This window comes from Gammaproteobacteria bacterium, from assembly GCA_028817225.1.
Taxonomy (GTDB): Bacteria; Pseudomonadota; Gammaproteobacteria; order Poriferisulfidales; family Oxydemutatoraceae; genus Oxydemutator.
Genome location: JAPPQC010000058.1, coordinates 30,401 through 51,859, shown reverse-complemented (window position 1 = coordinate 51,859; position 21,459 = coordinate 30,401). Strand labels below are relative to the sequence as shown.

The 21,459-nt window shown below is 56.8% G+C and carries 21 protein-coding genes; 13 read left to right on the top strand and 8 right to left on the bottom strand.

The features are described 5' to 3' along the window. Positions 1-101 precede the first annotated feature (101 nt). The 4 genes from glnA to OXU50_08450 all read left to right on the top strand — a co-directional run bounded on the left by glnA (position 102) and on the right by OXU50_08450 (position 5,145). Complete coding sequence (glnA, locus tag OXU50_08465) at positions 102-1,511, top strand: type I glutamate--ammonia ligase (protein ID MDD9869900.1); 1,410 nt, start codon at positions 102-104, stop codon at positions 1,509-1,511. 83 nt (positions 1,512-1,594) lie between these two features. Continuing rightward, positions 1,595-2,680 (top strand): nitrogen regulation protein NR(II), encoded by a 1,086-nt coding sequence (gene glnL, locus OXU50_08460; GenBank protein MDD9869899.1) that lies wholly within the window; start codon positions 1,595-1,597, stop codon positions 2,678-2,680. A gap of 25 nt (positions 2,681-2,705) precedes the next feature. Beyond that, positions 2,706-4,106, top strand: a complete 1,401-nt coding sequence (ntrC, locus tag OXU50_08455) for a nitrogen regulation protein NR(I) (protein MDD9869898.1) — start codon at positions 2,706-2,708, stop codon at positions 4,104-4,106. Positions 4,107-4,179: 73 nt separating this feature from the next. After that, positions 4,180-5,145, top strand: coding sequence for an alpha-1,2-fucosyltransferase (locus tag OXU50_08450; protein ID MDD9869897.1), 966 nt, complete (start codon positions 4,180-4,182; stop codon positions 5,143-5,145). A 181-nt stretch (positions 5,146-5,326) separates the two neighbouring features. On the opposite strand, the gene OXU50_08445 is transcribed toward OXU50_08450, so the two are convergent. After that, entirely contained in the window at positions 5,327-6,325 is a 999-nt protein-coding gene (locus OXU50_08445; GenBank protein MDD9869896.1) for a hypothetical protein, read from the bottom strand. A gap of 207 nt (positions 6,326-6,532) precedes the next feature. Further along, a complete protein-coding gene (locus tag OXU50_08440; protein MDD9869895.1) occupies positions 6,533-7,477 on the bottom strand; it encodes a dihydroorotate dehydrogenase in 945 nt (314 codons plus the stop codon). A 140-nt stretch (positions 7,478-7,617) separates the two neighbouring features. Here OXU50_08440 and OXU50_08435 point away from each other — a divergent pair, with 140 nt between their 5' ends. The 3 genes from OXU50_08435 to OXU50_08425 are packed head-to-tail and all read left to right on the top strand — an operon-like array spanning position 7,618 to position 9,888. Then, entirely contained in the window at positions 7,618-8,925 is a 1,308-nt protein-coding gene (locus OXU50_08435; GenBank protein MDD9869894.1) for a hypothetical protein, read from the top strand. Then, positions 8,906-9,646, top strand: coding sequence for a hypothetical protein (locus OXU50_08430; protein ID MDD9869893.1), 741 nt, complete (start codon positions 8,906-8,908; stop codon positions 9,644-9,646). Before OXU50_08435 ends, OXU50_08430 begins: the two co-directional genes overlap by 20 nt. Further along, positions 9,643-9,888, top strand: a complete 246-nt coding sequence (locus OXU50_08425; protein MDD9869892.1) for a hypothetical protein — start codon at positions 9,643-9,645, stop codon at positions 9,886-9,888. The genes OXU50_08430 and OXU50_08425 overlap by 4 nt, the downstream gene beginning before the upstream one ends. Here OXU50_08425 and OXU50_08420 read toward each other — a convergent pair. From OXU50_08420 to OXU50_08405, 4 genes are all read right to left on the bottom strand, one after another. Next, positions 9,885-10,895: an NAD(P)-dependent glycerol-3-phosphate dehydrogenase gene (locus OXU50_08420; protein ID MDD9869891.1), complete on the bottom strand. Its 1,011-nt coding sequence runs from the start codon at positions 10,893-10,895 to the stop codon at positions 9,885-9,887. The two genes, OXU50_08425 and OXU50_08420, sit on opposite strands and share 4 nt — an antisense overlap. Positions 10,896-10,925: 30 nt before the next feature. Continuing rightward, complete coding sequence (gene secB / locus OXU50_08415) at positions 10,926-11,402, bottom strand: protein-export chaperone SecB (protein MDD9869890.1); 477 nt, start codon at positions 11,400-11,402, stop codon at positions 10,926-10,928. 85 nt (positions 11,403-11,487) lie between these two features. Beyond that, positions 11,488-11,757, bottom strand: coding sequence for a glutaredoxin 3 (grxC, locus tag OXU50_08410; GenBank protein MDD9869889.1), 270 nt, complete (start codon positions 11,755-11,757; stop codon positions 11,488-11,490). Then, on the bottom strand, positions 11,754-12,182 hold the full coding sequence (locus OXU50_08405; protein ID MDD9869888.1) for a rhodanese-like domain-containing protein: 429 nt from the start codon (positions 12,180-12,182) through the stop codon (positions 11,754-11,756). Before OXU50_08405 ends, grxC begins: the two co-directional genes overlap by 4 nt. A gap of 180 nt (positions 12,183-12,362) precedes the next feature. On the opposite strand from OXU50_08405, the gene OXU50_08400 reads away from it, so the two are divergent. From OXU50_08400 to OXU50_08380, 5 genes are all read left to right on the top strand, one after another. Next, entirely contained in the window at positions 12,363-13,481 is a 1,119-nt protein-coding gene (locus OXU50_08400; GenBank protein MDD9869887.1) for a peptidoglycan DD-metalloendopeptidase family protein, read from the top strand. Positions 13,482-13,745: 264 nt separating this feature from the next. Continuing rightward, complete coding sequence (locus tag OXU50_08395) at positions 13,746-14,492, top strand: type 1 glutamine amidotransferase (GenBank protein ID MDD9869886.1); 747 nt, start codon at positions 13,746-13,748, stop codon at positions 14,490-14,492. Then, on the top strand, positions 14,489-15,220 hold the full coding sequence (locus OXU50_08390; GenBank protein ID MDD9869885.1) for a carbonic anhydrase family protein: 732 nt from the start codon (positions 14,489-14,491) through the stop codon (positions 15,218-15,220). The genes OXU50_08395 and OXU50_08390 overlap by 4 nt, the downstream gene beginning before the upstream one ends. Positions 15,221-15,325: 105 nt before the next feature. Continuing rightward, positions 15,326-16,087, top strand: a complete 762-nt coding sequence (locus OXU50_08385; protein ID MDD9869884.1) for a DUF3883 domain-containing protein — start codon at positions 15,326-15,328, stop codon at positions 16,085-16,087. 40 nt (positions 16,088-16,127) lie between these two features. Beyond that, entirely contained in the window at positions 16,128-18,593 is a 2,466-nt protein-coding gene (locus OXU50_08380) for a toll/interleukin-1 receptor domain-containing protein (GenBank protein ID MDD9869883.1), read from the top strand. A gap of 219 nt (positions 18,594-18,812) precedes the next feature. Here the strand turns inward: OXU50_08380 and OXU50_08375 are convergent, their stop codons facing one another. Then, entirely contained in the window at positions 18,813-19,466 is a 654-nt protein-coding gene (locus tag OXU50_08375) for a hypothetical protein (GenBank protein ID MDD9869882.1), read from the bottom strand. Positions 19,467-19,564: 98 nt separating this feature from the next. Beyond that, positions 19,565-20,833 carry a hypothetical protein gene (locus OXU50_08370; protein ID MDD9869881.1) on the bottom strand — a complete coding sequence of 423 codons (1,269 nt, stop codon included), beginning with the start codon at positions 20,831-20,833 and terminating at the stop codon, positions 19,565-19,567. 280 nt (positions 20,834-21,113) lie between these two features. On the opposite strand from OXU50_08370, the gene OXU50_08365 reads away from it, so the two are divergent. Continuing rightward, positions 21,114-21,404 carry a hypothetical protein gene (locus OXU50_08365; protein ID MDD9869880.1) on the top strand — a complete coding sequence of 97 codons (291 nt, stop codon included), beginning with the start codon at positions 21,114-21,116 and terminating at the stop codon, positions 21,402-21,404. Positions 21,405-21,459: the final 55 nt, after the last annotated feature.

Here is a 21,459-nt window from a genome sequence, read left to right as displayed (position 1 = left end):
TATATCCAGTAGCGGGAGGAATTCCGTTCCCATCCCCCGACACGCTGATACACAAAACCACAACCCTGTCCCAATAACACCACCCAAATTCAAGGAATACAATGTCTTCAGAAAATGTTTTGAAAATGATGAAGGAGAACGATGTTCGCTTCGTTGATCTCCGCTTCACCGACACGCGCGGCAAAGAGCAGCATGTGTCCGTCCCCGCCCCCATCGTCAACGAGGGCTTCCTGAAAGACGGCAAGATGTTTGACGGTTCGTCCATCGCCGGCTGGAAAGGCATCCAGGAATCCGACATGGTGCTGGTGCCCGACACCGAAACCGCGGTGCTGGACCCGTTCTTCAACGACCCGACGCTGGTGCTGCGCTGCGATGTCGCCGAGCCGACGACGATGGAGCCGTACAACAGAGACCCGCGCGCCATCGCCAAACTCGCCGAGCGCTACCTGGCCGACACCGGCATCGCCGACACCGCCTACTTCGGCCCCGAACCCGAGTTCTTCATCTTTGACGAGGTGCTTTGGCACGACAGTTCCGGCGCCATCTCCTACATGGTGGACTCCGCCGAGGCGGCGTGGAATTCCGGCAAGCGCTCCGAAGAGGGCAACACCGGCCACCGCCCGGGCATGAAGGGCGGTTACTTCCCGGTGCCGCCGGTGGATTCGCTGCAAGACATCCGCTCGGCCATCTGCACCGTGCTGGAGGAACTGGGCATCACCACCGAGGTGCACCACCACGAGGTCGCCACCGCCGGGCAGTGCGAAATCGGCACCAAATACGAATCGCTGGTGCGCCGCGCCGACATGAACCAGATCTTCAAGTATGTGGTGCTGAATGTGGCCCACAACTACGGCAAGACGGCCACCTTCATGCCCAAGCCGATTGTCGGCGACAACGGCAGCGGCATGCATGTGCACCAGTCGCTGTTCAAGGACGGGCGCAACCTGTTCACCGGCGACGGCTACGCCGGCCTGTCGGAAACCGCGCTGTTCTACATCGGCGGCATTCTGAAGCACGCGCGCGCGCTGAACGCCATCACCAACGGCGCGACCAACAGTTACAAGCGCCTGCTGCCGGGCTTTGAGGCGCCGTCGCTGCTGGCCTATTCCGAGCGCAACCGCTCGGCGGCGGTGCGGATTCCGCTTGTCGCCCACGCCGAGGGGCGCCGCATCGAGGTGCGTTTCCCCGACTCCGCCGGCAACCCGTACCTGACCTTTGCGGCGATGCTGATGGCCGGCATTGACGGCATCACCAACCGCATCCACCCGGGCGAGCCGCACGGCGAGGACATGTACGACCTGACGCCGGAAGAAGAGGCGGCCATCCCGACGGTCTGCTCGACGCTCGGCGAGGCGCTGAACGAACTCAACGCCGACCGCGACTTCCTGAAAGCCGGCGGCGTCTTCACCGACGATGCCATTGACGGCTACATCGGCCTGAAGCAGGAGGAAGTGCTGCGTTTCCGCCAGACGACGCATCCTGTTGAATACGACATGTATTACAGTTGCTGAGCGCCGCCGCGCCGGGCGGCAGGCCGGGGCGCGGCGGTGAACGAGGCGGATTTGCCGGGGCGGTTGCCGGCGCCGGTGTTGCGATGAACGAAGCAGACCTGTTGAAGCAGCTGTCGGCGTCGGTGCTGATGTTTGACCGGCGCCTGAAACTGCTGTTTCTGAACCCCGCCGCCGAGGACCTGCTCGGCAACAGCGCGCGCCGCTGTCTCGGCTGTTCGGTGGACGAATTGTTCGGCGACAACGGCGCGGCGCTGACGCGGCGTTCGGAAGAGGCGCTGGGCAGCGGCGTCGCCTGCACCGAACACGCGCTGAAACTGCACCTGGAGCCGGGCTGCGAGACGGTCGTGGACTGCACTGTCACGCCGCTTGATGAATCGCGCGGCGTGGTGATGGAGATGGTGCGTCTCGACCGCCAACTGCAAATCCGCCGCGAGGAAGACTGGCTTAACCGCCAGCAGGCGCTGCGCGCGATGTGGCGCGAGATTGCCCATGAGGTCAAGAACCCGCTGAGCGGCATCCGCGGCGCGGCGCAACTGCTTGACCGCGAACTCCCCGACGACGACCTGCGCGAATACACCCGCGTCATCATCAGCGAGGTGGACCGCCTGCGCGACCTGGTGGACGGCCTGCTGGGGCCGAACAAGCCGCCGCATCTTGGGCAGGTGAATTTGCACGAGGCGCTGGAGCGGGTTTATCTGCTGTTGCAGGCCGAGGCGCCGCCGTCGGTGCGCCTTGAACGCGACTACGACCCCAGCATTCCGCTGCTGCACGCCGACAAGAACCTGCTGGTGCAGGCGTTCATGAACATCGCCCGCAACGCGCTGCAAGCCGTCGGCGACAGCGGCTGCATCACCATCAAGAGCCGCGTTGAAAGGCAGTTTGTGATCAACTCCAGGAGGCACCCGCTGGTGGCGCGCGCCGCCATCGCCGACGACGGCGCCGGCATCAACGACGACATCGCCGAACGCATGTTCTACCCGCTGGTGTCCGACCGCGAACATGGCAGCGGCCTGGGCTTGCCGATTGCACAGTCCGCCGTCAGCCGGCACGGCGGCTTGATTGAGTGGGACTCGCAGCCTGGGCGGACTGAGTTCAGTGTGATCCTGCCTATTGACGGGCCGATGGATGGGCCGATTGAGGGGCAGGCGGCGGCGCCCGCCACGGGCTGAGCACGGGTTGAACACGGAGTTGAGCATGGGCGGCGCCGACATCTGGATAGTGGACGACGACCAGTCGCTGCGCTGGGTGCTGGAACAGGCGTTTCTGAAAGCCGGCATGAACCCCACCGGCTTCGACTCGGCGCAAGGCGCGCTCGACGCGCTCGGCGCGCACGGCGATGCAAGCCCGGACGCGGTCATCGCCGACATCCGCATGCCAAACATGGACGGCTTCGAGTTTCTGCGCGAGGTGCGAAGCCGCGACCCGGAACTGCCCGTCGTCATCATGACCGCACATTCGGACCTGGAAAACGCGATTGATTCGTACAAGGGCGGCGCGTTTGAATACCTGCCGAAACCGCTTGATCTTGATGAAGTCATCGAGGTTGCGCGCCGCGCCTGCGCGCGCGGACGCGACAGCGACGGCGACGGCGCGCCTCCCCCGACATCGGAAATCATCGGCGCGACGCCGGCGATGCAGGAAGTCTTCAAGATCGTCGGGCGCGCCGCGCGCTCCGACATCACCGTGCTGATTACCGGCGAGTCCGGCACCGGCAAGGAGTTGATTGCGCGCGCACTGCACCAGCACAGTTCGCGCTCCGACAAGCCGTTTGTCGCCATCAACAGTTCGGCAATTCCGCACGACCTGCTGGAGTCCGAATTGTTCGGCTACGAGAAGGGCGCGTTCACCGGCGCGCAGGCGCGCCACCCGGGGCGCTTTGAGCAGGCCGACACCGGCATCCTGTTTCTCGACGAGATCGGCGACATGCCCGTCACGCTGCAAAGCAAGTTGCTGCGCGTGCTGGAAGACGGCAGTTTCTACCGCATCGGCGGGCGCACCTCCATCAAGGTGGATGTGCGGATTATCTGCGCGACGCACCGCAACCTGGAACAGTGGGTTGCCGACGGACTTTTCCGCGAAGACCTGTGGCACCGGCTGAATGTGATTCGCATTGAAATGCCGCCGCTGAGCGAAAGGCGCGACGACATTCCCAGCCTGGTAACGCATTTCATGGCCGACGCCGCCGGACAACTCGGCGCCGAAGAGAAGACCGTGACACCGGAGGTGATGGCCTACCTGCAGGGCCTGCCGTGGAAGGGCAATGTGCGCCAGGTCCGCAATGTCTGCACCTGGCTGACCGTCATGACCGTCGGCAAGGCCGTGCAGATGCAGGACCTGCCAAAGGAACTGACCGCCGCCGCGCGCAACCCGGACAACGAGGCGGAATGGACAAGGGAACTGGCGACATGGGCCGACGAACGCCTGTCCCAACCCGGCGCCGCCGCCGTGCTCGACGAACTGCGCCCGATGTTTGAACGCACCCTGCTGAAAGCCGCCCTCAGAAAAACCGCCGGCAAAAGACGCGAAGCCGCCACCCTCCTCGGCTGGGGCCGCAACACCATCACCAAAAAAATGCAGGAGTTGGGGGTGGATTGAGGGGTGTGTTCCCCGGTCGCAGCGCTTCACGGCTGCACCCGCCCATCCAACAGGCGGCACAACCGCCCGCCGATTGGAGAAAACAAACTTGATGCATCAAAAGCCCGGCAGAGTCACAATCCAGATGATGGGGGGCTTGGGCAACCAGTTGTTCCAGATATTTGCCCTTCTTGGATATGCATTGCATCAGGAATGCCCCTATTTTCTTGAGACAGAAATAAGAGGCCCCCGCAAAACGGCGTACTGGAACAGTATTTTCCGGTCATTGAAACCGGTGCTGGAACAGCCGACGATGATCAGAACAGCGCGCTGGAAGGTTCACAAACTGCTGAAACGGCTTGTGAATGTTTCGCCTGCAAGACAAAGGGTTTTTCGTGAGGCTCACTACCACTATGTTCCGATTCCCCGCTTTGCGGCGCGGGGCGATGTAAAAATGGTCGGGTATTTCCAGTCGTACAGGTATTTTGACCGATACAAATCCGGTATTTTTCGTTTGCTTGAACTGGAATCGCTTGAAAATGAAATACTCCGGAAGACATCGTACGACTATGACAACACCGCAAGTCTTCATTTCCGGATAGGCGACTATGAACCGCTGAAAGATTATCATCCGGTCATGCCGATTGAGTATTATCAGCGCGCATTGTCTCAACTGGCCAAAGACACCGAAAAAGATTCATGGAATGTGCTGTGTTTTTGCGAAGACAAAGACAGAGACATCATGTCCCGCAAGATTCCCGCATTGAGGGAATTGTTTCCCAACATGACTTTCGAGAAAATCAACGGCCAACTGGCAGATTGGGAACAAATGCTGGCAATGGCCCTGTGCCGCCATCATGTCATCGCAAACAGCACTTTCAGCTGGTGGGGCGCGTATCTTGATGGCAGTGATGGCAAGAAAGTGTATTACCCGGACATCTGGTTCGGCCCTAAATACAAGGATTTCAACACAAAAGATTTATGCCCCGAATCCTGGCGCGGAATCGACTGGGACCGCAACACCATCACCAAAAAAATGCGGGAGTTGGGGGCGGATTGATGTTTCTGTTCACGGTCGAACCCGCTTGACAAAACAGGCGGATGCAGACAGACTGGAACCCTGCCGCAGACAACTGCTTCGCGCGCAACGCAACCCGATTAACACCCCCTCGGCCCTTCGCGGGTCCTGGGGGCTTTTTATATCTTGAAGAATTTGACGCCCGTGTTCAGTGTCTTCTAATTCAGCGACCTGCCTGGCCTCTCCACATCCCCGCCTCCGTTTCAATAATCCCCCTCGCCAACTGCCAGTCCAGCCGTCTGCGATATTTTCCGTCCTTGCGCAACCCCCGGTAGCAGGTCAGCAGCACATCGCCCGTTTTCTCGCGGAATTCGCCGATGAAAGTGTTGTATTTGTCTATCATCAACTGGCCGGAGACATGCAGTTTGGTGATGTGCCTGCCGTGGTTTTTCACCTCGTAACCGGCCAGTTCATCCACATCGCAAAACCGGATGGAAGGGCCTTTGGTGTTGTCCAGCGCAATCAGCCCCAGGTTTCCGTCCGGGGCGTTGAACACGATGTTGCGCTTGTAGGTCGGTTGTGGCCGGCAGGCCTCAATCCGCGCCAGCGTGCCGATTTTGCGCGCTCCCGAATAGACGACGACATCGTCGCACGCATACGGCACAAACAGGGCCAGCCCCACCGGATGGGTGGTCTCCGAGAACAGTTGCGCCGTCAGCGACACAAACGCCTGCAACCGGTCCTGAAACAACCGCGCCCGGATGAAAGACTCCGGTATCAACGCGGCGATGTATCCGCAATGGTCAAGACATTTCTCCAGCGAGAATTTGTAGATGTCGTCATGCACCGTGAATGGATACTCCAGCCCCCGCGCCGTGGCGCTGTTGCGGGCAAGCCACGGGGGGTTGGTAACACAGACATCGTAGCCCGTCGGGAAACTTTTCAGCGTGTCCCTCTCGCGCACTTCCGGCGCGTTCGGGGTGATGTCGAACGATTGATAATCATTGCACAACCCGATGTCGGACAAGTGCTTTATCAGACTGTTCTCGCCGGCAAACGGTTCCAGCACACAGGCGTCGGGCAGGCCGGACTCCTTCGCCCACTTCCGGAAAGCCCCGTGCTCAAACGGGTTCGCCACCGTATAAAACTGCCCGCGTTCGCGCTTGGCGTTCAACTTGCCGACTCCCGGCAAGTGGCCGTTTTGTGCATCATCGTTCACCATGTTTGTGGGCCTGCTGCTTCCCATAAGGCTGATTATATTGCCTGCGTGGCCGCAAATGCCCGCTTTCCGACGAACGGCAAATCATGGCTTGAACAACAGGCATGGCCGCCCCTTCCCGCGCCGTCATCACCCGTTCAACCCCGGCACCCCGGCAGCCCGCGCGCACCCCCCGACGCCTTCGCTCGCCACCCGCTCCCCCCACCCCCCTCACTCATTCAACTCCAGTGACCCGCTCAGTGCCGCCACATTCTCAATGCCGTGTTCGTCCAGATAATCCGCAATTTCGCGGTTGATTTTCGGGCACAGCAGGGGGTCGTAGAACAGGCCGGTGCCGATGCCGACGGCGCTGGCGCCGGCAATCAGGAATTCGATGGCGTCGAGGCCGCAGGTGACGCCGCCCTGGCCGATGATGGGCGCCGCGTGCGCCTTGCACACCTGGTGCACCTCCCACACTTTCAGCAGCGCGACGGGCTTGATGGCCGGGCCGGACAGGCCGCCGCGGTTGTTGCCGAGCACCGGCCTGCGTGTGCCGGCGTCTATCGCCATGCCGGCGACGGTGTTGATGACGGCGAAGGCGTCGCTGCCGGCTTCAAGGCAGCGGCGCGCGTTGTCGGCGATGTCGGCCTGGTTGGGCGACAACTTGGTAATCAGCACCTTGTCCGTCACCGCGCGGCACGCCGCGACAACCCGCGCCGAAGGTTCGGGATGGTTGCCGAATTCAACGCCGCCCTCGCGCACATTCGGGCACGAGATGTTGATTTCAATCGCGTCAACCGGCGAGTCGTCAAGGCGGCGCGCAATCTCGCGGTATTCCTCGACGCTTGAACCGGAAACATTCGCGATAAACCGCGTCTCGCTGAAATCCAGCGCCGGCAGGATGTCGTCCAGCAGCGCATCCACCCCCGGGTTTTGCAGGCCGATGGCGTTGAGCATGCCGTCCGGCGTCTCGGCCAGCCGGTGCGGTTCGTTGCCGGTTCGCGGCGCAAGCGTCGTCCCTTTCAGGCAGACGGCGCCGACATCGGCGTGCGAGAAACCCTCAACGCGCGTGTATTCATCGCCAAAGCCGACGCAGCCCGACAGCAGAACCAGCGGGGTGCTGAAGCGCAGGCCGCAAAAATCAACGGCCAGTCGGGAATCGTTTCCGGAAGCCATCGGCCCCGCCATGATACCACCTGCGCCGCCGCCGCCCGCCCGCGCCCCCGGCCTGCCCCTGCCGCCTCTGCCAACTCCCTTCCCCGCTCCCCGCAAATTTTGATAATATGCCACCACTCCACAACAACGGGTTCCCGACTATGAAAAATTCAGACAGAGCGGTTTTTATCGCGGCTTTTGTGGCCGCCGCCGCAGGCATCTTCATTCTCAAATACTATTTCGCCGAATACGCCTGGGCGTCTGCGGCGTGGGCGGTTGCCGTGCTGACCGCGCTGTTCATCCACACGCTGGTCAATGACCGCGGCAACGAGCGCGCCGGCGACAACCTGTATTATCTCGGCCTGCTGTTCACGCTGATCATCCTCGGCTATTCACTCTACACGCACGACTTCGCCGTCGCCGGCGGCGCGCAGGTGTTTGATGTCGTCACCAGTTTCGGCGTCGCGCTGTCCTCGACCGTCTTCGGCATACTCTACCGCGTTGTCATCCAGTCGTTCCAGCCCGACCTGACCATCATCGAGACCCAGGCGCGGCGCGAACTCGGCAAGGCGATGGGGCATTTCCGCACCGAGTTGTACCAGTGGTCGAAAGACATCAGCGCGTTCCTGCTGGTGGTGCGCCAGTTGTTCTCGGAAGTCAACGAGATGCTGCAGGAGAACAGCCGCCTGGCCGGCGACCACATCAACGACGCGGCGGCCAGGCTGGAACAAACCACCGACCGCCTCCAGTCGTCGTTCGAGAAACAGGAGGCGCGGGTGACGGAAACGGTCACCCGCACGCAGGCGGCGATGGACCAGATTTCCAGCCAACTGGGAACGCTGGTGGACGGCCCCGGCGGCATCACCGCGAAACTCGACGAAACCTTCGGCCAACTGGAAGGCAAGATCAACGAAATCGGCGACACGCTGAGAACCCGCCTGGAACAGCAACTGCAAGCCTCCACCCAATCGCTGGCGACTTTTCTGCAGCGGCTTGATGCCTTCTCCGAGCGGCTGAAGGTGCTGGAAAGCAGCCCGGACATCGTCGTCAAGGAATTCCGCGAACTCGCGCAGACGCTGAAAAAATCGCTGTCGCCGGTGCAGGAAGTGGTCGAGACCGAAACCCGGATGATCAACCGCATGGACGAATTCATCCAGATGATACAGGATGTGGATGTCAGCAGGCTGTCGCAGTCCATTGACACGGTCGCCGCCAAAACCGCCACCCTCGGCGAGCGCATTGCCGGCATCGGCGAAGACATGGCGATGGCCTCGCGGCAACTGTCCGAGACGCTGAAGACCAGCGAATCGCAGGTGCAGGGGCATGTGCGGGTGTCGGAAGATTTTCGCCAGAGCATGCAGGGCCACCTGGACGCTTCGCGGGTCATGGTGCAGGAAGTGCACCAGTCTCTCCTTGACGCGGCGCAGGCCATCCGCAAGGAGATAGACAGTGTCGGATACAGACAATAACCGGCTCAACGCCGCGCTGCAAAGCGGGCGCTCGTACCGCCGCGGCCTGGTGCTGGGGCTGACGGTGGCGGAACTGTTCATCCTGCTGCTGTTTCTGCTGCTGCTGTTGCTGACGGCGCTGTACGGCGCCGCGCTGTCGGGCAGCAGCGACGCGCAGGAAATGCAGGTGGCGTCGCGCGAGGCCGGGCGCCTGAACCGGCTGCGGCTGATGTTGCAGGCGGAGAACCTGAAACTCGACCGCAAGTCCATCGCCCTGCTGATTGAAAGCAGAAAGGAATTGCGGGAGCAAAGCAGGCAGCAGGCCGAGACCATCGAGCAACTGGCGGCGAAGAAGGGCATTGACCCGTCGTGCTGGCACGAGACCGACGAGCAGGGCCAATACAGCCAGGTGTATTTGTTTGATGTGAACATCTACGACAAGAGCATGCAGGTGGAGGACATCGCGCCGCCGACGCAGTACCACGACGAGAAAGCCGGCCTGCCGCTGGCCGACTTCCCGTTCAGCAAGCGCATTTCCGACCGCGAGTTTCTGCGGGTGACGAAGCCGATTCACGAGTTCGCCAACGACCGCAAGGTGCGGCCCTATCCGTGCGTGTTTTATGTACGCATACACGACCTGACATCGGCGGAGGCAAAGGAACGCTACAAGCAGGCCGAAGATGTCATCGGCGCGCATTTTTACCGTTACCGCTCGCGCCGCGCGGCGGGCGGCGCGCCATGAAACGCGCCATCAACGAATTGAAAAGCGGCCTGAAAAACGGGCTGCTGAACGGCAAGGGCGGCATCCGGACGCGGCGCCCCGACACCTTTCCGCTGGAACTCGCATCCCTGCGCCGCGAACGGCGTCTGCTCGGAAAGTCGCTGAGATCGTGGATGCGACGCGCCCGCCGCATGTTGCTGAAAGAACGCACGCGCGAGGCGCTTGAAGAGAAAGCGCGCCGCGAACAAGACGCTTCGTCTTAAGCGGCGTTCCCCGTTTCGGTTTTCGCCGGTCTTCTCAGCAACTCATCCACCGCGTTCTGCATTGTCGTCTCGCCCTGCAAGACGCGCTCGACCTGTTCGCAAATCGGCATTTCAACGCCATGGCGGCGCGCCAGTTGCAGTGCGATGCCGGTTGTCGGCAGGCCTTCGACGACGCCGCCGGTTTTGCCGAGCGCCTCGTCGCGGCCCAGCCCCTGCGCCAGCAGCAGGCCGAAGCGGCGGTTGCGGGACAGGTCGCTGCCGCAGGACAGCACGATGTCGCCCAGACCGGCCAGGCCGGTGACGGTTTCGGCGCGCGCGCCCAACGCCAGCGCAAGGCGCAGGATTTCGCCGAGGCCGCGTGTAATCAGCGCGGCCTTCGCGTTTTCGCCGAAGCCCAGGCCATCCGACATGCCGACGGCGATGGCGATGACATTTTTCAGCGCGCCGCCGATTTCAACGCCGACCACATCGTCGGTTGTGTAGGCGCGAAGGTGGCCGCCGTGAAACGGCGCGGCGCCGTCGCGCGCCGCCTGCCCGCCGCGCGAGGCGACGGTGACGGCGGTCGGTTTGCCGGCGGCGACCTCTTCGGCAAACGACGGCCCCGCCAGCACGCACAGCGGCAGGCCGCCGCCGAAGGCCTGCTCGACCACCTCGTGCACAAGGCAGCCGCTTTGCACTTCAATGCCCTTGATGGCGCACACCAGCCCCGAATGCTTTTTGCCGACGGCGTCTTTCAGCCGCTCGCAGACGGCGCGCAGCGCCGCCGTCGGCACCGCCAGCAGCAGTTGTTCGCCGGCGGCGACGGCTTCGTCAAAGTCGCGGTGAGTCATCATCGCCGGCGGCAGTTCAACGCCGGGCAGGTAGGTGTCGTTGCGGCGGGTGGCGGCGATGCGTTCCATCAGTTCGCCGTCGCGCCCCCACAGGCCGACCGCGTGGCCGCGCCTGGCCAGGTGCAGCGCAAGCGCCGTGCCCCAGGCGCCCGCGCCAATCACGGTTACTTGCGTCATCGTTGTCGGCGCGCCGCGGCCCGCTGCGGTTCAGTGCGGTTTGCCGATTTCCTGCGGTTCGACTTGCAGCGCCTGTTGTTTCTGGCGGTACACCGCCTCGAAGTTGACCGGCCCCAGCAGCAGTTGCGGAAAGCCGCCCTTTGAAACGAGGTTGGCGATGGTTTCGCGCACAAACGGAAACAGGATGTTGGGGCAGTAGGCTTGCAGCACCGATTCCAGTTTCTTGTCGGAAAAGCCGCTGATGACAAAGGTGCCGCCCTGCTCGATCTCGACCAGGAAAATGCGCTTCTCGTCCTGGCGCGCGGCGATGGTGATGTGCAGCACAACCTCGTAGAGCGTCTCGCGCAGTTTCTGGCTGGAACTTTGCAGGTTGATGTCAATGTGCGGGTGCCATTCCGCCTCCAGCGAATCGGGCGCGTGCAGCGACTCGAACGAGGCGTCTTTCAGATAGACGCGCTTGATCTCAAGGTGCCCCTGTTGTTTTGCGGATGTTTTTTTCTTTTCCATGGTTTGCGCCGCCCTGTTGTGGTGGACCTGTTGTGATGAACTCGTTGTGATGGACTCGTTGTGATGGACTCGTGCGCGGGCCGTGCTACGGGCCGCCCGCGCCTTTCAGCAGTTCGTCCAGTTTACCATCGGCGTCGAGTTCGGCCATTTCCTGGTAGCCGCCGACATGAAAATCACCGATGAAAATCTGCGGCACCGATGTGCGTTTGGTGCGCCGCACCATTTCCTCGCGCTGCTCGGCGTCGGTGTCCACCATCACCTCGTTGTATGCAACCTGCTTGACATCGAGCAGCCGCTTTGCCGCCTTGCAGAAAGGGCAGTTTCGGGTGGAGAAAATCTGTACGCGGCTGCTCATTTCTTCGTCAGCGGCAGGTTGGCCTGCTCCCACGCGGCGATGCCGCCTTTCAGGAAGTAGATGTTGGGGAAGCCGCGCTTGCTCAGCAACTGGCAGATGTTGCGCGCCTTCAGCCCGTGCGCGCAGAAGGTGATGATGGGCTTGTCGCGGATGTCGTCGAGTTCGTCCATGCGTTTCGGCAGCACGCTGGCGGACAGGAATTTGGCGTTGCGCACGCGCCCGGTTTCCAGTTCCGACGACTCGCGCACATCCAGCATCACCGCGCCTTCGCGGTTAATCAGTTGCACCGCTTCCGCCGGCGTGATGTCGCGGTATTTCTTCAGCAGCCGCTTCATCTCCGTCGAGACAATCATCACGGCAAGCGCCGTCAGAATGCCGAACAGGAAAATGTTGTCGGCGATGAACATGGTGTAGTCGTCCTGCATGTCGGGCCGGGTTGAGGGCGCCTATTATAATGGTTTGCGATGCCGATGCCAGTTCCCGCGTGTCTTCCCCGCCGAGTGCCGCGCCACGCGCGAGTGTCGCACCTTGCATTGCGCGCCGTGTCGCGCCTTCGGGGGCCGCTTGTCGCGGCGCCTGCCGTGCGCTTTGCCGGGCGGTTTTCTATGCCATTTGTTATGCGCTTTGCCGTGGCGTTCATCGTGGCGTTCGCCGGGTTGTTTGTTGCGGGGTCGGTTACTGCGGCGGACGACAACACCGCGCGTTTGCTTGAAATTCAGCGTGAGATTCGGCAGGGGCAGGAGAAGTTGTCGTCGTCGCAGGCGCAACTTGACCGTTTGCACAACCGCATTGCCGCGAGTGAACGCCAGATCAGCGACCTGAGCCGGCAGTTGCGAACCTCGGCGCGCCGGCTCCGCGAGGCGCAGGCCGGCGTGGAGAAACTGGAGAAACGCGCCGCCGCCCTGTCGTCGCAGGCGCGCGGCGTGCTGTCGCTGCTGGGCGCGGAGTTGCGCGCGCTGCACCGCGACGGCGACCTGGGTGAACTGCGCTACCAGTTGAGTTTCGACGACTGGAGCGGACTGGAACGGCGCAATGTGTATTCGGACTACTTCCGCGGCGCGCGCAAGCAGCGTCTTGGGCAGATACGCGGCGAGTTGTCGGAACTGGCGTCGGTGCACACCGCGCTGCTCGACAAAAGGGCGGCGCTGGCGAAGCAGGAGAACGAACGCCGGCAGCGCCTTGACGCGCTGACCCGCGAGAAGCGCGAACGCGACCAGGCCGGGCGCGCGCTGGAAGCGCAAATCAAACAGCAGCGCGGCGGCCTTGCGATGCTGGAACAAGACGCGGCGCGCCTGCGCGGCCTGCTGGAGCGTCTGGACAAAGTGCCGATGCCGGCAACGGCGGCAACGCAATTCCCGTCGCTGAAAGGCCGCCTGCCATGGCCGGTGGCGAGCCGCGCCGCCGTTCGCAAACACGGGCGCATTTACCGCGGCGTGTTCCTCGACGCCACGCCCGACACCCCGGTGCGCAGCATCCACCGGGGCCGGGTTGTCTTCAGCGACTGGATACGCGGCTACGGCCTGATGGTGATTGTGGATCACGGCAGGGGCTACATGTCGCTTTACGGCAACAACAAGGCGCTTTACAAGAGCGTCGGCGACGCCGTGACCGCCGGCGAACAACTGGCCGTGATGAACGACCCCGTCGCCCAGCGCAACAACGGCCTCTACTTCGAAATCCGCCACCGCGGAAAACCGCTGGACCCGAGGGAATGGTGCCGGTAGGAGCGGGCGGTGCCTGGCGAAAAGGGCGGTTTGGGCGGCCATTCTACCGTTTTGTGCACGCTGTAAGCGGTTGATTTGCCGCCTGTATTTGGCCAATTTTTCACTAAGCAAAGTTAACTTTGCTTAGTTGAATACGCAAGCCCGCCGCCGCTGGAATGCAGAAACAGGCATAATGAACGGCCACCGCCTTTCGGAGGCCCGGCACAAACGCAATCGCCTGATGCCGACCATGAACAACGCCGCCTGACCAGCCCGAATACCCACATGTCCGCCTTACCGCCGCAAATACTGGTGCTTCAGCACATTGATGTTGAAGACCTTGGCTACCTGCACGACCTGATGCAGCAAGACCATTTTGGCCTGACCACCGTGCGCCTTGACCTGGGCGAGAAAATTCCGGCGCACTTGGAGCAGTTTGATGCGATGTTCTCGATGGGCGGGCCGATGGACACCTGCATGGAACGGGAATTCCCGTGGCTGGTTGACGAGAAAAAAGCCATCCGCGAGTTTGTCGTCGCGCTTGAAAAGCCGTTCATGGGCTTTTGCCTCGGTTGCCAGTTGCTGGGGGAAGTCGTCGGCGGCGAGGTGGTGAAATCTGCGTCGCCGGAAGTCGGCATCTTTGATATTCGCATCAACGGCGCCGGCAGGCGCGACAAAATCTTTTCCGGGTTTCCGCAAACCTTCAAGGCGCTGCAATGGCATTCATGGGAAGTCGCCAATCTGCGGCACAACAAGGATGTGACGATGCTCGGCTCCACCGACACCACCGAATGCCAGATATTCAAATACCGCGAGCACGCCTACGGCATCCAGTTTCATATCGAGATAAAAGACCACACCGTGTCGGCGTGGGGCGAGGTTCCCGAATACCGGCGGGCGCTGGAGCAAAGCCTGGGCGGGGACGGCCTCGGCCTGTTCAACCGCGAAGCGCTGGAGAACCTGAAAGACATCAACCGCTGCGCCGAAATTTTCTACAATCAATTGAAAACCATGCTGAGGGAAACACGATGAAAAAAACACTGCTTGCCGCGGCGTTGGCGGTTCTGTTCGGGTTCGCCTGCACCGGCGACGCGCCGCGCTGGGGTTACTCCGGCGACACCGGCCCGCAACACTGGGCCGAACTGTCGCCGCAATACCGCGCCTGCGCCGGCAAAAACCAGGCGCCCATCAACCTGACCGGCTTTACCGAGGCGGACCTGCAACCCATCCGCTTTGATTACCGCCCCGGCGGCAATGAAATCCTGAACAACGGCCACACCGTTCAGGTGCAATACGCGGCGGACAGCAGCATCAGCGTTGACGGGCGCGCATTCGCCCTCAAGCAGTTTCACTTTCACGCGCCGAGTGAAAACCACATCAACGGCCAGTCGTTTCCGATGGAGGCGCACCTTGTGCACGCCGACAAGGACGGCCACCTGGCGGTTATCGCGGTGATGTTCACGCACGGCGAGGCCAACAAGGGGCTGGCCGAGGCGTGGGCAAACATGCCGCAGCACGCCGGCGACAAACACGCCCTGCCCTCGCCCGTCGCCGCCGCCGACATTCTGCCCGCCAACCGCGACCACTACCGCTTTAACGGCTCGCTGACAACGCCGCCGTGCACCGAGGGCGTGCGCTGGCTGGTGATGAAGAATCCGGTGCCGGCGTCCGCCGAACAGATTGAACGGTTTGCGCGGGTGATGCACCATCCGAATAATCGTCCGATACAGGCGACGAATGCGCGGGCGGTTTTGCGGTGAGGGGCTTGCCCCCGATAATGAATATCCTGCTTTCATCAGGGCGAAAATCTGGTATCGTTGCTTTCGGGCAAGTTGCGCGTAATGTCGCTCCGCCCAAAATTCACCATGTCATCTAACAAACATCCCAATTATAAAATTCTGAACCTCATCGGCTACGGCTTGGCAAAGTTTGATTCAACCTTTGTTAAAGCCTTTGGGTTTTCATCCAAGTCAGAGTTATACAACCATTGTGTTCAAATCGGCGTTGCCGACACCAGCGACACTGTGAAAAACAGGCAAGACATGTTCGATCCTTTTTTTGAGAACAAACGAAAAGGTTGGTGGCAAAGAAAAAGCGACTACATGCATCGCAAAATATACATTGACTCACTTTTTGGTGAGCTGGATGTGCATTCCTATGTCAATCTTTTGAAAGCGCATCTTGCCAATCAATTTCCCGAATATGATGCCAGGAAAGGCATCACCCCAATAACGCGCAGTATCTTTAAGAAGCTTCAGCAAACAGGTCTGGAGGCGGAGTTGTTTTTTATTCACCGCTATCAATCCGTGGACTTGTTCAAAAACGGAATATTAAAAGATGCGAGGTTTTTTGGTGATGGATACGACTTTCAAATCCAGACAGGCGAGCATTTTTACCTGTCAGAGGTAAAAGGGGTGGCAAAGTCTGTCGGCAGCATACGGCTCACAAAAAAAGAACACGAACAAGCACAAGAGCATAAAATGCGCTATGTGTTATCGGTTGTCAGCAACCTTGAGCAAGGCCCGAAAATTACGGCTATTCAAGATCCGGCTAATTGTCTGAATCTGAAGAAACAGGTTTTAGAACAAAAGCAAGTGAGTTACCACTGCGATGCCAGGGCTTGGTAGCAATCAATTGACGAAGAATCATGAACGAGGAGGAAAAATCATGACCGAGAAAAATCCAACTTTCCCTGTACGCCTGTTTTTCAGCTACTCTCACAAAGATCAAAGATACAAGGAAGCTATGGAAAAATCGCTTGCCCTGCTTGAGAGAAGCAGATTGCTCAAGCACTGGTCTGATCACAGTATTTTGCCGGGGGAACAAATTTCTCCAAAAATAAAAAAGGAGATGGACAATGCAGACATTATTGTGTTTCTCCTTAGTCAAGATTTCATTGCCTCTGATGAATGTATGAAAGAATGGGATTATGCAAAGAGGCTTTTTAACCAAGGCGAGTTGTTGTTTCGAGTTCCAATTATTTTGTCGGAGTGTGCATGGAAAGACCTGCTTGATGATGACGATGTTAAGGCGCTGCCTACGGATGGAAGAGCGGTTGCCGCATTTGCCGATGATAGTGAGCCATGGAATGAAGTGTATGAAGGCATCAAAACCATCATCAATAAGCTGAAAAGAAATTTTTCCCCTAAACGAGAATTTCTGAGGGAAATGGAAAAGACAGATTTCCTGTCACAACACCACATTAAGCTGCAAGATATTTTCTTCTTTCTGCCCTTAACATGCTACATACCACAGGCGAAAGAGGGGCAAGAACTGATAGAGGAAATTATCAATGAAACGGAGCTTCTAAAGAAGAAGCGTGTCCTCATTCATGGGGAAACAATGAGTGGCAAAACAGCTCTTGGGCGATACTTGTTTCTGTCCTTAGTCAAGAAATCCCACCCTGTTCTGCATATAGATTTAAAAGGGGTTTCTGGGAAACCCAGCAAAGAAATTTTTCGCAACGAATACCGCCATCAGTTTAATGGAGATTATTCCCTGTGGGAAAAGCAGGATGATAAGACTCTTATATTGGATAATTTGTCATCAGCACCTAACTTAATTGAATTCGTTGTATTCGCCAATGATTTTTTCGACAGGATAATTATCACTTTGTCTTCTGATATTTTCTACTCTTATTTCAGAGATGAAGGGCGCCTGACTGATTATCTTGAAGCAGAAATAGAACCGTTAACTTACCGACAACAAGAGCAGCTAATCAGGAAGAGATTAGAATTATCTGACTTGGACGAGCCTGTCACGGATGGTCTCATAGATCAAATAGAAAATCGTCTTAAATCAATCGACGCCAACAAAATCCTGCCTATGTATCCGTTTTATCTGCTGACCGTTCTGCAAACCTACGAAGGCTATATGCCTAGAGGTGTATCTATAACTTCGCATGGGCATTGCTACTATGTACTGATTGTCTCCAATTTGATTAAAGCGGGAATCTCCAGCAGTGATAAAGATATAAACGCATGCTTTAATTTTGCCGAACATTTGGCATTTGAAATTTATGATCATAAGAAAAAGTATTCTGCAGATACATTCGACTTCAACGAGTTTGTTGCAAAATATACTGGCAAATTTCTTATTCCAAATTCAATTATTAACAGACTAAAGCATGATGAGTACGGTATCATTACACAAGAAGGTCTTTTTGAGAAAGAATATATGCATTATTTTTTCTTGGGGAGGTTCTTTTCAAAAGATAGGAAAAAATATCAAGAAATACTTGAAGAGATGGGAGAAAAAAGCTATGTGCCCTCAAACTATCTGACACTTCTTTTTACTATTCATCATACAAGCGATGATAAAATAATAGATGATATATTGGCTAGGACCATGTGTTCACTGGACATCCTTGAGCCAGCCATATTGGATCGTAAGGAAACGAAAAGATTTGGCACTATCCTTGATAATATAGAGAAAAATATACTTTCCACCGATAGTGTGGAAGCTGAAAGGGCGAAAGAAAGGGAAAGGCGGGAAATTCGGGATATCCATAATCAGCAAGTTGAACCAGGAAACGAAATGGAAGACACTGATGGTGCATATCTGGCCAATGATTTTTATAGAATCCTGAAAAACACTGAAATTCTGGAACAAGTCCTGAGAAATAAATATGGCAGCTTGGAGAAAGAGAAAGTAGAGGAAATCATCAAGACCATCATGGATAGTGGCTTGCGCCTTGTCAATCTTATTTTAAGTAGTGAAGAGGAAATAAATTATTTTGCACATTACATCCATGAAAAGCACCCTGATTATGATGAGCGGAAAATCAGGAGGTTTATTCGATTTATTTCTTTTCAGTGGACAATGGCTCAGATTGAAAAAATTGTTGGTGCAATAAATCAGCCGGAAATTAGAGATACTATCAATCAAGTTGTGCAGCAACATTCAACTCCTGCATATGAACTTATAGGATATTTCAGTCGGTTGGATAGTGCAAAAGAACTTACTGAAAGCGTGAAAGGAGAGCTTGGTAGCTTATTAAAAAAACATGATGATCCTTTCTTGAAAGGAGTGCTGTCCATTAGGACGCAACACTATATGAATACACATCATAGCAGGGCAAGCATTGAACAATCAATCTGCTCTCTGCTGGGCATTAGATATATCTCGAAATAGGGCAACGTGAATTCAACTTATGAGTGCGATTTCGCAAAGGATAAAAATAGACGCTCTGCGCGACCTTCAGGACAGCAGCCTGTACGACCCGCCGAAAACACGATTTTTTCTAGGGTTTGGGGCCGATGCCGTGGAGTTTTGGCAGTAGTCAGGTATCCCATTTTCACTTCTCTTGCTTGGAGCTGCCGCTGATTATCTCTAAAGTCAATTCATGGGGCGCTAAAGATTATTTGCGTTAAGATAAGCGTCAATGAATACATCAATATGATTTTCCAATTTATTCAAGATAAAATTTGCATCTCTCCCAAAAGTTCTCATTGACTCTTTAACCCAAGTGGGCGCCAACTTTGTAATAAGTTGATTATTTGAATAATAAAATACTATACGATAGAAAAACACACTCATATACCAGGCATTGTTCACTACCGCTATATTGACATGTAAAAAGCCCTCTTGTTCTCTCTCTTTCTCTCTATTGACTGGAGTCAACCCATTCTGCCGAAGGCGAAGATTCACTTTTGCCAGAATTAAACTCTCGCTTAGCCCCGCTTCCTTAGCGTCATCGTCCAAGGATTCAATCAGAACTGCAACTTCCACCTTCCTAGGATTATCAATCTCCAGCCCGGAGCCGGACTTCAGCCCGGAACCGGACTGGGCTTTTGGCGTAAGAAGCTCCGGGAACGGGAACGGCGTTAAATCAGCAACCGCACCGAAACCGGACCGGGCTTTTGAAGGAAGCTCAAGCTCCAGCCCTTCAGGCGAGGGAAACTTCGGCCCAGGGCCAGACTGGGCTTTTGCCGAAGGTGCCGTCCCATATAGCGCTGCCACAACAAGCAAAGCAGTAAAAGTCACTCTGAAAAATAATTTGTTCATGTTATTGGTCCTCAATAGTTTTCGCGGATTCAACTTACAAGTGTAGCAGTTGGCTTGATGCCGAATAATACCTGATTTTGCGCTGGCTACCGAACTTATTATTCATGCCTCCAATTGCGGTGAAATGCGCACAGCGTCCCATCCTCATCCCAATTACCAATATCGACACCAGACCCATGTACGGCAGATTCAATTCGCTCACGGACATCAACTTCGTCTTCTTCAGAAATTCTATAGTGATTCATCGCGGCCTCCGCGAACGTATCTGGTTGAACAATTTGATTGCCGCAGAAGCACTCTTTCATTGCCCCAAAGGTTTCAGCCCACTCTTCGATATTAGCTTCCGCTTCACCATGCGGACTTTCCAAACTTGTAATGAATTCTTCACATGTGGCTGGCAGACTGCTTAACGCCTCGTGTATGGCAATCTGCTCTATTTCGCGTCGCTCTTGGTGTGCTTTTTTACGCACCCAACGGATAGCCGCCGCTTCATCTTTTGCGGCCGCGTGCAGCGCCGCAAGAAAAATCATTTCGTTTTCAATGCTGGCATTGATGATAGACCGGTAAGCTGTATTAATTTCACCTCGAAATTTTTCCTGATTAAGAACATCCAGGAAATCTTTGAGCGTGGTAATCTGTAGCCGACCGCATAAATTGTGAGCCATCCTGATGGCATAGTCGTACGGCGATTTGCCAAATACCTCCTTGAAACAATATGCCAAACCCTCATCCGAAACTTGGCTCATGTCGGGACAGTCTTTGGGAGGGGCGACTTTCTTCGTTACATCCAACCGAATATCACTGGCAATCCTATCGGCGGCTGCCAGAATCTCAGCGAGGTCTTTGGTTCGGGCACGAAGGCCATCAGGAAGAAGATGTGCCTGCTTGTAGGTATCATCGTGCGAGAGTTCTGCCCATGCATCCTGCAGGCGAGTACGGATTTGCACCTCGCAAGAAACAATATCTGGGGAAAGAGACTCCCCGACATCCATCCACCAATTGATATGGAGTGCCCTATAACCATTCTCATGGGGCTTATCCATATAATCTTTCACACCATAGTCGTCACAGAGTTTTCCTTTAAGCAATTCTGCAAATCGACGAACATCCTCAATATTATTGCAGACCACTCGTCCTCCGACGAGGTCCTTACAAAGTGACAATGCCTCACTTGTATCCCATCCTTCCTTCTTGGCCTTTTGTTGAATGCTTTTAGAACGCTTTCTTCGCACTTCAGTTACTGTAGCGCGTACCAGGCGCTTATCTTCGATCTCATTAACGACCGATTTAAGAATGGATTTTAACCGCTTCTCTGCACAAAGAAGTGCTGGTTCCTTACTTCTGTAGATTTTACTTAATTTATTCATTATCCATTGGTGGTAGATTGGTTTCGCACAATATGCAACATTATACGCCACTTGCTTAAGAGCCTCGATACCAGATTTTCGCCCCTGTAAGCCCAGAGTAGAGATGTCCTATCTGCTCTGCCGCCCCCCAAGCCTGAACCTGCAACCTTTTTACCGTTCGTCGGAAAGTAAGTATTTCCGGTAATTCCGTCAGTATAATCAGGCCATGAAAACAAACAAATCTAACAAGCTGAAACCGCGAACCCGGCGCGATGCAATCGCCGTCGCCAAATCCCTTGACTTGGACGACCAAAAAAAGCGCGCCATCCTCATAGACATGGCCGAACGCTACGAGGCAAAAAAATTCATGCCCAATGTCACCCATGTTCGCGCTTTTCTGGAAAGTCAGGGCATGGATGTATCCCGCGTGAAATCAAGGCAGCAGGTTACACGCTCCGTGTTCAGGAATCTCGCGGAACTTGACCTGGACGCCCTGCGCGACATTCATGACAGCGGCCTGTATGGCCCGCCGAAAACACTCGCGTCCATTGCCGCCGCAATCGGCGGTTTCAAGCGGCAAAGGTACCCATAAACAAATAACCCGCGCCGCAGCACTCCGCCGAAATCAATCCCCCCATCACCTGCCA

Excerpts from the sequence above, each read along its gene's own strand:
- OXU50_08445 (MDD9869896.1), bottom strand. The coding sequence starts at position 6,325 with ATGGTGAACGATGATGCACAAAACGGCCACTTGCCGGGAGTCGGCAAG.
- ntrC (MDD9869898.1), top strand. The coding sequence starts at position 2,706 with ATGGGCGGCGCCGACATCTGGATAGTGGACGACGACCAGTCGCTGCGC.
- secB (MDD9869890.1), bottom strand. The coding sequence starts at position 11,402 with ATGGAAAAGAAAAAAACATCCGCAAAACAACAGGGGCACCTTGAGATC.
- OXU50_08440 (MDD9869895.1), bottom strand. The coding sequence starts at position 7,477 with ATGGCTTCCGGAAACGATTCCCGACTGGCCGTTGATTTTTGCGGCCTG.
- glnL (MDD9869899.1), top strand. The coding sequence starts at position 1,595 with ATGAACGAAGCAGACCTGTTGAAGCAGCTGTCGGCGTCGGTGCTGATG.
- OXU50_08425 (MDD9869892.1), top strand. The coding sequence starts at position 9,643 with ATGAAACGCGCCATCAACGAATTGAAAAGCGGCCTGAAAAACGGGCTG.
- OXU50_08375 (MDD9869882.1), bottom strand. The coding sequence starts at position 19,466 with ATGAACAAATTATTTTTCAGAGTGACTTTTACTGCTTTGCTTGTTGTG.
- glnA (MDD9869900.1), top strand. The coding sequence starts at position 102 with ATGTCTTCAGAAAATGTTTTGAAAATGATGAAGGAGAACGATGTTCGC.
- OXU50_08405 (MDD9869888.1), bottom strand. The coding sequence starts at position 12,182 with ATGCAGGACGACTACACCATGTTCATCGCCGACAACATTTTCCTGTTC.
- OXU50_08380 (MDD9869883.1), top strand. The coding sequence starts at position 16,128 with ATGACCGAGAAAAATCCAACTTTCCCTGTACGCCTGTTTTTCAGCTAC.
- OXU50_08435 (MDD9869894.1), top strand. The coding sequence starts at position 7,618 with ATGAAAAATTCAGACAGAGCGGTTTTTATCGCGGCTTTTGTGGCCGCC.
- grxC (MDD9869889.1), bottom strand. The coding sequence starts at position 11,757 with ATGAGCAGCCGCGTACAGATTTTCTCCACCCGAAACTGCCCTTTCTGC.
- OXU50_08370 (MDD9869881.1), bottom strand. The coding sequence starts at position 20,833 with ATGAATAAATTAAGTAAAATCTACAGAAGTAAGGAACCAGCACTTCTT.
- OXU50_08385 (MDD9869884.1), top strand. The coding sequence starts at position 15,326 with ATGTCATCTAACAAACATCCCAATTATAAAATTCTGAACCTCATCGGC.
- OXU50_08400 (MDD9869887.1), top strand. The coding sequence starts at position 12,363 with ATGCCATTTGTTATGCGCTTTGCCGTGGCGTTCATCGTGGCGTTCGCC.
- OXU50_08390 (MDD9869885.1), top strand. The coding sequence starts at position 14,489 with ATGAAAAAAACACTGCTTGCCGCGGCGTTGGCGGTTCTGTTCGGGTTC.
- OXU50_08420 (MDD9869891.1), bottom strand. The coding sequence starts at position 10,895 with ATGACGCAAGTAACCGTGATTGGCGCGGGCGCCTGGGGCACGGCGCTT.
- OXU50_08395 (MDD9869886.1), top strand. The coding sequence starts at position 13,746 with ATGTCCGCCTTACCGCCGCAAATACTGGTGCTTCAGCACATTGATGTT.